We start from the raw sequence: 14,500 nt of genomic DNA on the forward strand, positions 1-14,500 counted from the left end.
CACGTTTGGTTTTCCATCTTTCCAACGGGACTCCCATGAGCCAGACCGTAACCCCAGGGCAACTGCAGCAGTGGCTGTTCGACGGGCAGGAAATTGCCCTGTTTGACGTGCGCGAGCATGGCCAGTATGGCGAAGCGCACCTGTTTTTCGGGGTGAACCTGCCCTATAGCCGCCTGGAGCTGGAGGTCCGGCGTCTGGCGCCGAATCCTCAGGTGCGGCTGGTGATTTATGACCAGGACGGTGGGGACGTCGCGACGCGTTCGGCCCGGCGCCTGCAGGCACTGGGTTACCGCCAGGTGCATATTCTCCAAGGGGGCGCCGAGGGTTGGCAGGCCGCTGGTTTGCAGCTGTTTGCCGGGGTGCACGTACCCTCGAAAGCTTTCGGGGAGTTGGTCGAACAGGCCAGCCATACGCCCCATGTCACTGCTCGGCAGTTGGCCGAATGGCAAGCCCGTGGCGAGCCGCTGGTGGTGCTCGACGGGCGCCCGTTCGATGAGTACCGCAAGATGACCATACCCGGTTCGGTCTGCTGCCCGAATGGCGAACTGGGCTATCGCGTGCATGATCTGGTACCGGACGCGCACACGCCGATCGTGGTCAATTGCGCCGGCCGCACCCGCAGCATTATCGGCGCTCAGACGCTGATTGATCTGGGGCTGAAGAACCCGGTCTATGCCCTGGAAAACGGTACCCAGGGCTGGTACCTGGAAGACTTTCAACTGGAGCATGGCAGCAACCGCCGCTATGCCGATGAGGTCTCGACGGCGACATTGCCGGCGCAACGTCTGGCCGCCGCGCAATTGGCCGAGCGCGCCGGAGTGAAAGCCGTCGAGGCCGGGCAGGTCGAGCAGTGGGCCAGGGACGCCGGGCGCAGCCTGTTTGTGTGTGATGTGCGCACTGCCGAGGAGTTTGCCGCAGGCAGTCTGCCGGGCGCACAGCACACGCCGGGCGGGCAATTGATTCAATCCACCGACCTGTACGTCGGCGTGCGCCAGGCGCGACTGGTGTTGATCGACAGTGATGGCGTGCGCGCACCGATCATTGCCAGTTGGCTGCGACAGCTGGGGCATGAGGCGTATGTGCTGGCGGGGGGCGTAAGCAGTGGTCTGGCGTTGCCCGCGCCTGAGATCGCGGTACCGGAAACGCTATCATTGATCACGGTGCTAGCCTTGGCCGATGCGTTGAAGGACGACGCGGTAGCACTGATCGATCTGCGCCCGAGCATGGCTTATCGCAAGGGTCATATTGCCGGGGCACGTTGGTCGATCCGATCAACGCTGGCGAGCGAAGTGGCGGACGAACAGCGGCCGCTGGTGCTGCTAGCCGATGATCCGTTGCTGGCGGCTTTTGCGGCACTGGAGTTGCCCGACACTCAGCGCGCGCAGGTCCGCCTGCTGGACGGCGGACTGGGGGCCTGGCGCGCGGCAGGCCTGGCGCTGCAGGAGGAGGGCAACACATTGGCCAATGAGCGGTGCATCGATTTTCTGTTCTTCACCCACGATCGTCATTCCGGCAACAAGGACGCGGCGCGCCAGTACCTGACCTGGGAAATCGGCTTGCTGGCGCAGATGAACGAGGATGAAATCGCCAGTCTCAAGCCGCTGCGCGCGCAACCTGAAACCACTGCACATGCGCGGGTCCGCACCCGTCTGGTCCATTCGGCGCGCAGCGAAAAAGGCAGCGGCGCGCGGTCGGTCAACGTACCGGTCAGCCGCTTGAGCACGGTGCTGTTCGACAACCTGGCGCAGATGCGCGACGCCCGTGCCCGTCGCGACAGCGAACGGGTCTTGAGCTATGGCGCCCGGGGCAACCCGACGGGCTTCGCCCTGGAAGATCTGGTGACGGAGCTGGAGGGCGGTTATCGCACCCGCCTGTTCGGCACCGGGCTGGCCGCGGTGGCGCAGACCTTCCTGGCCTGCCTGCGTCCCGGCGATCAGGTGTTGATCACCGATGCGGTGTACGCACCGGTGCGGCGTCTGGCCCGGGAATTCCTCGAGCCCTTCGGCATTCAGGTCGGCTACTTCGCGCCGGACGGCAACGACCTGCCAGCGCTACTGCAAGCCAATACGAAAATGGTCTACACCGAAGTCCCGGGTTCCTTGCTATATGAGCTCTGCGACTTGCCGGCCATCGCGGCGCTGTGCCAGCCACGCGGCATTCTGCTGGCGGTGGACAACACCTGGGGCTCGGGCTACCTGTATCGACCGCTGACCCTGGGCGCGGACATTTCGATCATGGCATTGACCAAATACCTGTGCGGCCACAGCGACGTGGTCATGGGCAGTGTCTGCACCCGGCAAGAGGTCTGGCCGGCACTGGCGGCCATGAGCGACACCTTCGGCAGTGCCGTCAGTCCCGACGACGCTTACCTGGTGCTGCGCGGTGCCCGGACCCTGGCGCCACGCCTGGAAGTGCACGAACGCCAGGCGCTGCAAGTCGCCCATTGGCTGCAGGCGCAACCGCAAGTCAAACGGGTTTTCCATCCAGCCTTGCCCGATCATCCCGGTCACCTTCTGTGGCAACGGGACTTCAACGGCAGCAACGGCTTGCTCTCGTTCGAACTGCGCGACGCAGACGCAACGTATGTCGAGCGCTTCATCGATGCATTGCAGTTGTTCGGCTTGGGCGCGTCCTGGGGTGGCTACGAAAGTCTGATTACCGTTGCCGATACCCAGGATCGCCACAGCGCTGTGGATCGGGCATTGAACCCGGTGCTGCGCCTGCACGTCGGGCTCGAGGATGTCGAAGCGTTGATCGAAGATTTGCAGCGCGGATTCGCGGCTGCAACCTGAACTCACGCCCTCGCGTGATGTGGTTTATGCACTAATTGCATATCAGGATAATTAAATATTCTTTTAAGAGATAAAAACTTTCGTTGATGATGCCTGTAGGCAGATAAATTCAAAGTCTACAGGAGTTAATGAATGGGCAATGTCCAGAGCGCCGCAAGTGCCCTAGAGGTGTTTCGGCACCCGGCACCCGGTGGCGAGCTGCTCGACCTTGGCCGGGTTTTCCGCGAGCCCCTGGCGCTGTCGCGGCTGCACAGCACGCCCAAGCGGGTGTTGAGTCGCCGCGAAGGGGTCTTGCTGGGCGTGTTCGCGCTGGTGCTGCATGGCGCGGTGATTGTCTGGGTCAACCAGACACCACCGCCGGCATTGCCAGTGGTGCCACCGGAAATTCCGCCGATGACCATCGAGTTTTCGCAGCCGGCACCACCGGTGGTGGTGCCGCCACCCCCCGAGCCGATTCCCCAGCCAGTGGTCGAACCGCCACCGCCGGTCGAGGATGAGCTGGCTGTGAAACCACCGCCACCCAAACCCGTCCCCAAACCCAAACCCGTGGTTAAACCGGTGCCTAAACCTGTGGCCAAACCGGTGGAGCAGCCGCCTGCGCCTCCTGCGCCGCCACAACCGGTCGCCGCGCCAGCGCCACCTGCACCACCCGCACCACCCGCACCGCAGCCGGTGACCCCGGCATCGGCCAGCGCCGGGTACCTGAAGAACCCGGCACCGGAATACCCGTCCCTGGCGATGCGTCGCGGCTGGGAAGGCACGGTGTTGTTGCGGGTGCATGTCCTGGCGAGCGGCAAACCCGGCGAGATCCAGGTCCAGAAAAGCAGTGGCCGCGATCAACTCGACGACGCCGCCCTGGCGGCGGTCAAGCGTTGGAGTTTCGTCCCGGCCAAGCAGGGCAATGTCGCCCAGGACGGCTGGGTCAGCGTGCCCATCGACTTCAAGATCAAGTAACTCAACCCTATCGAAACAGACCGCGGGCCACCTGACAAAAGGCGCATCGCTACAACCGATTCCATGCCTTGTTGGAGAGCCTGACCATGAACCTGATCGCATCCCCCTTCGAATCCATCGAACACGCCGTCATCTGGCTGTTGATTATCTTCTCCGTCGCGACCTGGGGCCTCGCCTTGCTCAAGGGCGTGCAGTTCACCCGCCTGAAGACCCAGGACCGCAAATTCCACAAACACTTCTGGGCCGCCTCCAGTCTCGATTCCGCCGCTGAACTGGCCCACAGCCAACCGGGCGCCGCCGCTCGCGTCGCACTGGCCGGTTACGCCGCGATCCAGGTCAGCGATCAGCCGGGCACTGACCTCAGTCAGTCGATCAACCACCAGGACCGCCTCGAGCGTGCACTGCGCCAGCAGATCGTGCGTGAACGGCGCTCGCTGGAAAGCGGCCTGGCGATCCTGGCCAGTATTGGCAGCACCTCACCCTTCATCGGTTTGTTCGGTACCGTCTGGGGCATCATGTCGGCCTTGAAAGGCATCAGCGCGGCTGGCTCGGCGAGCCTGGAAACCGTGGCCGGGCCGATCGGCGCGGCACTGGTCGCCACCGGCGTCGGCATCGCCGTCGCGGTGCCGGCGGTGCTGGTCTACAACTACTTCCTGCGGCGCCTGAAACTGACCGCCGCCGACCTCGACGACTTCGCCCACGACTTCTACAGCCTGGCGCAGAAAAACGCGTTCCGCGTGCTGCTGCACCCGGTGCTGAGCAAGTCCGGCGCCACCGTCGCCGGGCAGAAAGTCAAGGAGGCGTCCTGATATGGCCTTCTCCACACAAGACAGCGATGAAGTGCTCAGCGAGATCAACGTCACGCCCCTGGTGGACGTGATGCTGGTGCTGCTGGTGGTGTTCATCGTCACCGCGCCGCTGCTGACCAACGCGATCCCGATCAACCTGCCCAAGACCGAGTCGGTGGCGCCAGTGGAACAGAAGGATCCGCTGGTGGTGAGCATCGACGACAAGGGCAAGGTGTTCATCAACAAGGACGAGATCCAGGCGGAGCTGCTCGAGTTCAACCTGCAGGCGGCCAAGGCGAAAAACCCTGACGTGCGGGTGCAGCTGCAGGCGGACAATGGGGTGAATTATGGCGAGGTAGCCCGGGCGATGGCATCGATTGAGCGGGCGGGGATTACCAAGTTGTCGGTGATTACGGCGAAGTAGGAAATGTTACGGCAAGACCCTGCTTGTTTCTTCCGGCCGCTCTCGAGCGGCCTTTTTTATGGCTGTATGTTTCAGTTTGTAGGCAGTTTCTGTAAATGCGTCGGAAACGTCCTAATGATGCCTCGAGGTATGGAATAGCAGCCTGAGATGATTCAGTATGTTTGTAGGTTGCTGAACTACAGCTGTACCGCACACGCATTACTCGTGGTATCAAAAGGGAATTTACAGGCTGCTGGCGGAAACTATCGAATCGGCTAATGGCGTGGATTCCAGTCGTTATTATTTTGGGTGATGGCGCATGCTGTTACTTGAAGTGTCTGGAGGGATTATGGCTTCAAGCAGTTTTCAAAACGAAGTACCCAAGGCTCGGGTCAATATCAAGCTCGATCTGCACACCGGTGGTGCACAGAAGAAAGTCGAATTGCCGCTGAAGTTGATGGTGATGGGGGATTACAGTAACGGTAGGGAACAGCGTTCTCTGTCGGAAAGAAGCAAGGTCGATGTCAACAAGAACAACTTCGACAGCGTGCTGGCCGAGTTCTCGCCACGCCTGACGCTGGCCGTGGAAAATACCTTGGTCAACGATGGCTCCGATGCCAGCGTCAAGCTGCAATTCCAGAGCATGAAGGATTTTGAACCGGAGCAAGTGGCGCGGCAGATACCGCAACTACGTGCGCTGTTGGCGATGCGTAACCTGTTGCGCGACCTCAAGTCGAACCTGTTGGACAACGTCACCTTTCGCCACGAACTGGAGCGCATTCTCAAGGATGACGCGCTGAGTGACGAGTTGAGAGCCGAATTGGCCGCTCTGGCGCCAGAACAAAATCGTTAATTCACCTCGGTTGGTTTAAAGGGAAGTTTGCACAATGTCCGTAGAAAACTCTTCCGCGCAATCGCGTGGCGCTGCAGTGTTGTCTGAAGAAAATAAAACTGTATACAGTGGCTTGTTTAGCAAGATCAACCTCAGTCCGGTTAAAGAGCTGGGTGCAATAGACGTTTTTCAGAATACTGAAGCATTGTCCGAGGCGTCCACCGATGAGCGAGTGACCGCCGCCGTCAGTGTATTCCTGAAGTTGCTCAAGCAATCGTCGAAGAAAGTCGAGCGCCTGGACAAGACACTGTTGGATGAACACATTGCGTCGCTGGATGCACAGATCAGTCGTCAACTGGATGCGGTCATGCACCATCCGGATTTTCAGCGCGTCGAGTCGACCTGGCGCGGCGTCAAATCGTTGATCGATCAGACCGACTTCCGCCAGAACGTGCGCATTGAACTGCTGGATCTGAGCAAGGATCACTTGATCCAGGATTTCGAAGATGCACCGGAGATCGCCCAGAGCGGGCTGTATGTGCATACCTACACCCAGGAGTACGACACCCCCGGTGGTGAACCGATCGCGGCGGCCGTTTCCAACTATGAGTTCGATCGCAGCCCGCAGGACATCACCCTGCTGCGCAATATCTCCAAAGTTGCAGCAGCGGCGCACATGCCTTTCATTGGTGCTGTCGGCCCGGCGTTTTTCGGCAAGGAGTCGATGGAGGAGGTGGCTGCGATCAAGGACATCGGCAATTACTTCGACCGCGCCGAATACCTCAAGTGGAAGTCATTCCGCGACAGTGACGATGCCCGTTACATCGGCCTGACCATGCCGCGGGTGCTGGGGCGCTTGCCCTACGGCCCGGACACGGTGCCAGTGCGCAGTTTCAACTATATCGAAAGCGTCAAGGGACCTGATCATCACAAGTACCTGTGGACCAACGCCTCGTTCGCCTTCGCGGCAAACATGGTCAAGAGCTTCATCGCCAACGGCTGGTGCGTGCAGATTCGCGGACCGCAGTCGGGCGGTGCGGTCACCGAGCTGCCGATTCACTTGTACGATCTGGGCACGGGCAGCCAGGTGAAGATCCCTTCGGAAGTGATGATTCCGGAGACCCGTGAATTCGAATTCGCCAACCTCGGATTCATTCCATTGTCGTACTACAAGAACCGCGACTACGCGTGTTTTTTCTCCGCCAACTCGGCTCAGAAACCGGCGTTGTATGACACCGCCGATGCCACCGCCAACAGCCGTATCAATTCACGGTTGCCCTACATCTTCCTGCTTTCGCGCATTGCGCATTATCTGAAAATGATCCAGCGCGAGAACATCGGAACGACCAAGGACCGTCGTTTGCTCGAGCTGGAGTTGAACAAGTGGGTCGGTGGGCTGGTGACCGAAATGACCGATCCGGGCGACGATCTGCAGGCGTCGCATCCCTTGCGTGAGGCGAAGGTGACAGTGGAAGACATCGAAGACAACCCGGGCTTCTTCCGCGTCAAGCTGTACGCCGTGCCGCACTTCCAGGTGGAAGGCATGGACGTCAACCTGTCGCTGGTGTCGCAGATGCCCAAAGCGAAAGCCTGAATCAACCCCTAGGGAAACAACGTCATGAAAATCGACCGCCCCCTGTGGGCCGCGGGAGCCTTGCTGTGCCCGCAGCAATTCCAACAGCAGGCGCGCTGGGAGGCCTGGGCCAACGAAAGTCTGGCCCGCCTGTCCATGGTGCACCCCTGGGGTGTCCAGGGGGTGGGGTTCGACCCGCAAGCCCTGCGGCTGGGCAAGCTCAAGGCCACCCAGCTGCGCCTGCGCATGCCTGACGGTACCTTGATCGATACCGATCAGGTGGATCGACTGCCCTCTGCCCTGGAGTTGGCCCGCCTGCTGGCGGATGACGTCCAGGGCGCCACCTTGGTCCTGGCGTTGCCGCTGGAACAGGCCAATGGCAACAACTGCCTGTTCGACGCTGGCAAGGCTGAACGGCCGACCCGCTATCGCCAGGATTGGCGTGACGTCCAGGACGTCTACGCCGACGAGGTGCAATCGATCGGCGTTCTCGAGCACATGCTGAGTCTGCGTTTTGATCACGACGAAAACGGCGATTACCTGACCTGCCCGATTGCGCGCCTGGTGCGTGACGGGCAGGGCGGCTGGAGCCTCGATCCGGATTATGTGCCGCCGCTGCTCGACTTCGCGGCTCATCCCGGCCTGCTGTCACAGCTTGATAACCTGTTGACGCAGTTGTCCGCCAAGCGGCAACGGCTGATGGGCATGCGCCGCGAGAGCAACCAGCGCATGGCCGACTTCGCCGTGGCCGATGTCTCGCTGTTCTGGCTGCTCAATGCCTTGAACACTTACCAACCGGTGTTGGCTGATCTCAAGGCCTATCCTGCGCGACATCCAGAGCAGGTCTATCTGGAACTGGCCAAGTTGGCCGGCAGCCTGCTGACCTTTTCGCTGGAACACGATATCGATCAGATTCCGGCGTATCGACACGAACAGCTGGAGACCGTGTTCCCGCCGTTGATGCGCATGATTTCCACCTTGCTGGAGGCCAGCCTGCCGTCGCGGGTCATTGCCCTGGAACTGCAGGAGATCAGTACCAATCGCTGGCAGGTCACGATCAATGATGCGCGCCTGCGTGAGGATGACGGTGCCGACTTCTATCTGTCGGTGCGTTGCCGTATGCCGGCCGCACAGTTGCAAAGCCAGTTCCCGCGCCTGTGCAAGGTCGGTACACCGGATGATGTCGATCACCTGGTCAACGCCGCACTGGACGGTGTTCCGTTGCAGTCGCTCAGCCACGTGCCGGCAGCCATTCCGCTACGTCTGGAAAACCAGTATTTCGCCCTCGATCTCAGGCATGCCAAGGGCCAGGCCGTGTTGGCCCAAGGGGTCTGTGCCTTCTATGTTCCGAGCACGCTGGCCGATGTGAAGCTGGAACTGTTCGCGGTGCTGCGCACATGAACCGGGTTATCGCCAACACACCGACCGCCACTGCAACGGATGTCGACGCGCTGTTGCAGGACAGCTTCCTGCTGGTGGTAGAGCTGCGCCAAGGGGCTTCGGCGCAGAATGCCGAGCAACTGTGGGATCGTTGCGCCGGACAGATCGAGTTCGTTCGCCAGATGCTCGAGCAGGCCGGCCTGGGCCAGCGCAGCATCGACCACATCAGCCACGCCCAATGTGCCTTGCTCGACGAGACCGTGCTCAGCTGCGCCAAACCCGATGCCCATGCCAAATGGGCCCGCGAACCGCTGCAGGCCAGGTTCTTCAATCGTCACCAGGCCGGTGAGTTTTTGTATGAAGACATGCGCGAAGTGCTGCGCGAACCGGCGCCCGATCCGCAGGTGCTGACGGCCTTCCACCGGGTGCTGATGCTGGGCTTCAAAGGTCGATATCGCGAACTGAATGATCCCGAGCGCGAGCAACTGCTGACAGTTCTGAATGGGCACGTCGCGCCGATGGAGCTGCGCCTTGGCATCAAGACCCAAGCCAGTGGCGCTCACCGGATCGGCCGCCTGCGCGGGCTGCGATCACCGCTGCCGCATGTGCTGGCGGTGGGCTTGTTGCTCGTCGCTGTCTGGTGGGGGCTGGACCGTCTGTTGGGCGGTCTGATCACTACACTCTTGCCCGGTGCAGCCTGAGATGAGGCCGATGGCGCTCAAGCTGACACGGGGTCTTTGGCTGTGGGCGGGTTCGCTCGCCCTTGCGCTGCTGGCGGTTTTTCCGTTGACCGCCGGGACCCGTGCAATCGCGGTCCTTACCCTCCTGAGTCTTGTCGCCCTTGCCTGGCGTCGGGCGGGACGACGTGCGGCGGCGCTGGGCGAATCACTGACGCTGGCCGGTCATGCTTCCTTGCCGCCTGCGGCCTACCCTAAGCCGGTGGTCCTGGTGTGTGGTGATGGTCTGGCGAGTCTGTTTGGCGCAACGGCCGTCGAACAATTGACCCTGCACCTCACTAAAGACGGTTGCTATGTGCGGGTACCCGAGCTGGAACAGCTGCCGTCGGTGACCGCGGGCTTGATGGCCCTGCGTCCGGAATGGGGCGCGCAGCTCAGCGTCATGTTCGTCGTCAACCCCGCCGAGCATACCGACACCGCCGTGCTGGCTGGACAGATACGTGCCTTCAGTTATCAGGTCGGGCTGGTTCGCAAGCGCGGCGTGGTGTTGCCGCTACTGCTGGCGAGTTACCTGCAAGCCTCGCGGGGCGAGGGTCCCTGGTTCAGCTGGCAGGCCGGCGAGGGCAGCCCCAGCGTGCGCGCGGCGGGAGCGTGCGTCAGCCTGGCGGATTGGCAGCAGCAGTCCGCCGACAGCGCAACGCGTGCTGGCCGGTTGCACACCAGCGTCCAGCTGAACAGCGTTGCAGCCTGGCTGAATGAAGCGGTACTGCCCCATTTCGCCCGCGGTGAAACCCGTCATTGCGGCAGCCTGCCGTGGGTCTGCGCCATGACGCTGGTACCGGTACTGCCTCAGGCCGTGGCGGGCAACCTGTGGCAACAATGGCTGCGTAACAAAGTGGCGCTGGTGGACACCAGGCAGGCGGAGCCCGGGGAGGGCACGCGCTTGCCGTTCCCTGATCCCTTGCTGCATCTGCTGCCGGTCCAGGGACGGTTTACCCCCTTACGCCGTGCCAGTGTCATCGCGTCCTGGTTGTTCGCACTGGCCGGCGTCGTCGCCCTGGCCAGCTCGGCCTGGCAGAACACCTTGCTGGTGCGCCAGATCACCGATGACCTGCGGCGGTACACCTCGATTCCCCCGACAGGGCAACGTGACCGGCCCGAATTCGCCCTGCGCGAGGAAGCATTTGCGCAACTGCGCCAGGACGCCCTGCGACTGGATCACTACTACCGACAAGGCGCACCGCTGGCGCTGGGCCTGGGCCTGTATCGCGGTGAGCCTTTGCGCACGCAGGTGCTGGCGACGATTGCCGGTCACCGTCATCCGGCGACGGCGCCGATCCCCGCCGGGAGCCCCAGGCCGGTGCGCCTGGACAGCCTGTCGCTGTTCGGTACCGGAAGCGCCCGGCTCAAGCCGGGTTCGACCAAGGTGCTGGTCAATGCCCTGGTCGGCATCAAGGCCCAGCCCGGCTGGCTGATCGTCATTGCCGGGCATACCGATGCCACGGGCAATGCCGGGCACAACCTGCAGTTGTCCCGGGCCCGGGCGGCCGCGGTGCATGACTGGATGAAGCATATGGGCGACATCCCTGACAGCTGTTTTGCGGTGCAGGGTTTTGGCGCCAGCCAGCCGGTTGCCAGCAATGACACCGAGGCCGGGCGCGCGGCCAACCGTCGCGTCGATATCCGTCTGGTGCCGGAAGTGGGGGCCTGCGTGCTGCCCATGCCGGGGCCGGACGTACAACCCCCTGTCGCATTGCGCGACATTCATGTTTTGAGAGAAGGAGCTTTACATGGCAAATCCCGTTTACCTATGGCTGCAAGATGACGGCGGCGCGAAAATCAAAGGTTCGGTGGATGTGTATCAACGTGAGGGCAGCGTCGAGGTGCTATCCCTGGATCATGAAGTGTCCATCCCCACCGACGACAACACAGGCAAGTTGACAGGCACGCGGATTCATTCCCCGTTTATGTTCACCAAGAGCGTCGATTCTTCCACTGTCTACTTGTTCAAGGCCGCGACCACGGGCCAGACCCTCAAGAGTGCCGAGTTCAAGTGGTACCACACCGGCGAAAATGGCCTGGAAGGTGTGAAATACAGCGCTTTGCTTGAGAACGTCAAAGTGGTGAATGTCGCTTCGAAAATGTACGACATCAAGGACCCCAGCAATAGCAAACGCGATCACTTGGAGGAGGTTGAGTTGCGCTACGAGAAGATCACCTGGACCTTCAGTGAGGGCAACATCATGCACTCGGATTCCTGGAGCGAGCGCAAATCAGGTTGACCTGAAAAGCCGGCGGACGGGCTTCTGTCTGCCGGCACCCGCCGTGTTTGGCTGAGCGTCTGTTCGCGGACGTTCATCCAACTACATCAAGTTACAGGCCCATCGCCTGCGCCATCGAACACACCGAGTCTCAAGAACAAGGACGCGCCCCCATGGCCCCCAATCCCACCCGTTTGCTCCGCCGCCTCAACCCCTATTGCGCCCAGGCGCTGAGCGCGGCGGCTTCGTTGTGCCAAAGCCGCGGCCATGGACAGATCAGCATCGAGCATTGGCTGCTTAAGCTGCTGGAGCAGGGCGAGGGCGACCTGACCCTCATCGCCCGTCGCTACGAATGGGATATGGACGCGCTCTGGCGTGGGCTGCTCGACCATCTCGACAGCCTGCCACGCAGTGTGCAGGGCAAGCCGCAGCTGTGTGGCAAGTTGCAGCAACTGATCAGTAACGCGTGGCTGCGCGCCTCCCTGGACGACGACCACGAGCGCCTGCGTTCCGCGCATCTGCTCGGTGCGTTGCTGGACACTCCAGGCCTGCTCGCGTGCGACGCCGCCTGGCCGCTGCTCAGCCTCAGTGATGTTCAATTGCAGCGTTTGTCTGCGCTGCTCGATCAACACTCCGAAGAGCGTCCGCAAGTTCAGCGAGAAGCTGCCTTGGGCCAGATGGACGTGTCTGCTGGCCAACCGATTACCCCGCCATCCGGTGCCGACATGCAGGATGCCCTGCAGGCGGTGCTGGACAAATTCACCCAGGACATCACCGCCAAGGCCAGGGCAGGGCGGATCGACCCGGTGTTCGGCCGTGACGATGAGATCCGCCAGGTCATCGACATCCTCAGTCGCCGACGCAAGAACAATCCGATGCTGGTCGGCGAACCCGGGGTCGGCAAGACCGCTCTGGTCGAAGGCCTGGCCTTGCGCATCGCCCAGGGCAATGTCCCCGACAGTCTCAAGCCGGTCAGCTTGCGCACCCTCGACCTGGGGCTGTTGCAAGCGGGCGCCGGGGTCAAAGGCGAATTCGAACAGCGCCTGAAAAACATCATCGACGCCGTGCAGCAATCAGCCAGCCCGGTGCTGCTGTTTATCGACGAAGCCCACACCCTGATCGGCACCGGCAACCAGGCGGGCGGCGCCGACGCGGCGAATCTGCTCAAACCGGCCCTGGCCCGCGGGGAACTGCGCACCATCGCTGCCACCACCTGGAGCGAGTACAAGCAATACTTCGAGCGCGATGCCGCCCTGGAGCGACGCTTCCAGACCGTCAAGGTGGACGAGCCGGACGATGCCGGCGCCTGCCTCATGCTGCGGGGCCTCAAGGCGCGCTACGCCAGTCACCATGGCGTGCACATCCAGGACACGGCGGTCCAGGCCGCGGTCAGCTTGTCGCGGCGCTACCTGACCGGCCGGCAACTGCCGGACAAAGCCGTCGACCTGCTCGACACCGCCAGCGCGCGAGTGCGCATCAGCCTCGACTGTGAACCCCAGGAACTGGTCCGGCTCAAGGCCCGGCAGGCCGCCCTGGAACTGGAGCGCCAGGCCCTCGAAGAGGATAGGCAACTCCTGGGCGACAACGCCGGCGAGCGCCTGGCGACGATCGCTGCGCAACAGGCGGATTTGCAAGGTGAACACACCGAGCTCGAACAGCAATACCGGCATGAACTCGACCTGTCACGACAATTGCTCGATGCGCGCCAGGCCGAACCACCGCGGCCGGATGTCTGCGAACAATTGCAACGACGACTGACCGACGCCCAGGGCAACCAACCCTTGCTGGCCCTCGACGTCAGCGCCCGCAGCGTCGCCGAAGTGATCGCCGACTGGACCGGGGTGCCGCTGGGCAGCCTGCTCAAGGACGAACACGCCAACCTGCTGGCACTAGAGCAGCAATTGAGCGAACGGGTCATCGGCCAGGAGCCGGCGTTGAATGCCCTTGCCCAGCGGCTGCGGGCCGCCAGGACCGGCCTGACCGAAGAACAGGCGCCGCTGGGGGTGTTCCTGCTGGTGGGCACCAGTGGCGTCGGCAAGACCGAGACCGCACTGGCGCTGGCCGACTGCCTGTTTGGAGGCGAGAAGTCGCTGATCACCCTCAACCTCTCCGAGTACCAGGAAGCCCACACCGTCAGCCAACTCAAAGGCTCGCCGCCGGGCTACGTCGGTTACGGCCAGGGCGGCGTGCTCACCGAGGCCGTGCGCCAACGGCCCTACAGCGTGGTGCTGCTCGATGAAGTGGAGAAGGCCCACCGCGATGTCATCAACCTGTTTTACCAGGTGTTCGACCGTGGCTTCATGCGCGATGGCGAAGGGCGTGAAATCGACTTCCGTAACACCGTCATTCTGATGACTTCCAACCTCGGCAGCGACCCACTGCAGGTCTGCCTGCAGCAACATCCTGACGCGCCGGACAGCACCCTGCAGGAACTGCTGCGGCCGATCCTGCGCGAGCACTTCCAGCCGGCCCTGCTGGCGCGTTTCCAGACCCTGATCTACCGCCCGCTGCAAGCCGACGCCCTCAAGGGCATCGTCGTTCTCAAGCTGGCCCGGGTGGCTCGGCGACTGCAGCGTCACTACGGCCTGGCCTGCCATATCGACGAGGCCCTCAACGACGCCCTGGTTGCCGCCTGCCTGCTGCCCGACTCCGGCGCGCGCAACATCGACAGCCTGCTCAACCAGCAGATCCTGCCGGTGCTCAGCCAGCAGCTGCTGCAGCGCCAGGCGGCCGGGCAGACAACCGACGGCGTGAGCCTGGGCTACAGCGACGATTACGGCGTGACCCTGCATTTCACCAACGCCCACGACGCCGCGCACCTTGCCGCGATGGAGGGGTGA

The 14,500-nt window shown here is 62.5% G+C and carries 11 protein-coding genes; all 11 read left to right on the forward strand.

All coding sequences use genetic code 11. The features are described from left to right. Positions 1–35 precede the first annotated feature (35 nt). The 11 genes from metC (at position 36) to tssH (ending at position 14,500) form a co-directional block, all read left to right on the forward strand. Positions 36–2,792 carry a cystathionine beta-lyase gene (gene metC / locus F8N96_RS20005; protein WP_150799271.1) on the forward strand — a complete coding sequence of 919 codons (2,757 nt, stop codon included), beginning with the start codon at positions 36–38 and terminating at the stop codon, positions 2,790–2,792. Between the two features lie 132 nt (positions 2,793–2,924). Then, complete coding sequence (locus F8N96_RS20010) at positions 2,925–3,746, forward strand: energy transducer TonB (RefSeq protein WP_150799272.1); 822 nt, start codon at positions 2,925–2,927, stop codon at positions 3,744–3,746. Positions 3,747–3,832: 86 nt separating this feature from the next. Further along, positions 3,833–4,555, forward strand: a complete 723-nt coding sequence (locus F8N96_RS20015; protein ID WP_128869505.1) for a MotA/TolQ/ExbB proton channel family protein — start codon at positions 3,833–3,835, stop codon at positions 4,553–4,555. A gap of 1 nt (position 4,556) precedes the next feature. After that, entirely contained in the window at positions 4,557–4,958 is a 402-nt protein-coding gene (locus tag F8N96_RS20020) for an ExbD/TolR family protein (RefSeq protein ID WP_150799273.1), read from the forward strand. Positions 4,959–5,286: 328 nt separating this feature from the next. Beyond that, a complete protein-coding gene (tssB, locus tag F8N96_RS20025; RefSeq protein ID WP_150799274.1) occupies positions 5,287–5,790 on the forward strand; it encodes a type VI secretion system contractile sheath small subunit in 504 nt (167 codons plus the stop codon). Positions 5,791–5,824: 34 nt separating this feature from the next. Next, positions 5,825–7,363 carry a type VI secretion system contractile sheath large subunit gene (gene tssC / locus F8N96_RS20030; RefSeq protein ID WP_150799275.1) on the forward strand — a complete coding sequence of 513 codons (1,539 nt, stop codon included), beginning with the start codon at positions 5,825–5,827 and terminating at the stop codon, positions 7,361–7,363. A gap of 24 nt (positions 7,364–7,387) precedes the next feature. After that, a complete protein-coding gene (tssK, locus tag F8N96_RS20035) occupies positions 7,388–8,743 on the forward strand; it encodes a type VI secretion system baseplate subunit TssK (RefSeq protein WP_150799276.1) in 1,356 nt (451 codons plus the stop codon). After that, positions 8,740–9,423: a type VI secretion system protein TssL, short form gene (gene tssL / locus F8N96_RS20040; protein WP_150799277.1), complete on the forward strand. Its 684-nt coding sequence runs from the start codon at positions 8,740–8,742 to the stop codon at positions 9,421–9,423. The genes tssK and tssL overlap by 4 nt, the downstream gene beginning before the upstream one ends. Positions 9,424–9,433: 10 nt before the next feature. Beyond that, complete coding sequence (locus F8N96_RS20045; protein WP_150799278.1) at positions 9,434–11,224, forward strand: OmpA family protein; 1,791 nt, start codon at positions 9,434–9,436, stop codon at positions 11,222–11,224. Continuing rightward, the gene (gene tssD, locus F8N96_RS20050; RefSeq protein ID WP_150799279.1) at positions 11,190–11,681 is read left to right on the forward strand and encodes a type VI secretion system tube protein TssD; all 492 of its coding nucleotides are present in this window, start codon (positions 11,190–11,192) and stop codon (positions 11,679–11,681) included. Before F8N96_RS20045 ends, tssD begins: the two co-directional genes overlap by 35 nt. Positions 11,682–11,833: 152 nt before the next feature. Continuing rightward, the gene (gene tssH / locus F8N96_RS20055) at positions 11,834–14,500 is read left to right on the forward strand and encodes a type VI secretion system ATPase TssH (protein ID WP_150799280.1); all 2,667 of its coding nucleotides are present in this window, start codon (positions 11,834–11,836) and stop codon (positions 14,498–14,500) included.

Source organism: Pseudomonas fluorescens (genome assembly GCF_902497855.1).
GTDB lineage: Bacteria > Pseudomonadota > Gammaproteobacteria > Pseudomonadales > Pseudomonadaceae > Aquipseudomonas > Aquipseudomonas fluorescens_BI.

Coding starts and splice junctions, on each gene's coding strand:
- F8N96_RS20010 (WP_150799272.1), top strand. CDS start 2,925: ATGGGCAATGTCCAGAGCGCCGCAAGTGCCCTAGAGGTGTTTCGGCAC.
- metC (WP_150799271.1), top strand. CDS start 36: ATGAGCCAGACCGTAACCCCAGGGCAACTGCAGCAGTGGCTGTTCGAC.
- tssH (WP_150799280.1), top strand. CDS start 11,834: ATGGCCCCCAATCCCACCCGTTTGCTCCGCCGCCTCAACCCCTATTGC.
- tssL (WP_150799277.1), top strand. CDS start 8,740: ATGAACCGGGTTATCGCCAACACACCGACCGCCACTGCAACGGATGTC.
- F8N96_RS20020 (WP_150799273.1), top strand. CDS start 4,557: ATGGCCTTCTCCACACAAGACAGCGATGAAGTGCTCAGCGAGATCAAC.
- tssD (WP_150799279.1), top strand. CDS start 11,190: ATGGCAAATCCCGTTTACCTATGGCTGCAAGATGACGGCGGCGCGAAA.
- F8N96_RS20045 (WP_150799278.1), top strand. CDS start 9,434: ATGGCGCTCAAGCTGACACGGGGTCTTTGGCTGTGGGCGGGTTCGCTC.
- tssC (WP_150799275.1), top strand. CDS start 5,825: ATGTCCGTAGAAAACTCTTCCGCGCAATCGCGTGGCGCTGCAGTGTTG.
- tssB (WP_150799274.1), top strand. CDS start 5,287: ATGGCTTCAAGCAGTTTTCAAAACGAAGTACCCAAGGCTCGGGTCAAT.
- F8N96_RS20015 (WP_128869505.1), top strand. CDS start 3,833: ATGAACCTGATCGCATCCCCCTTCGAATCCATCGAACACGCCGTCATC.
- tssK (WP_150799276.1), top strand. CDS start 7,388: ATGAAAATCGACCGCCCCCTGTGGGCCGCGGGAGCCTTGCTGTGCCCG.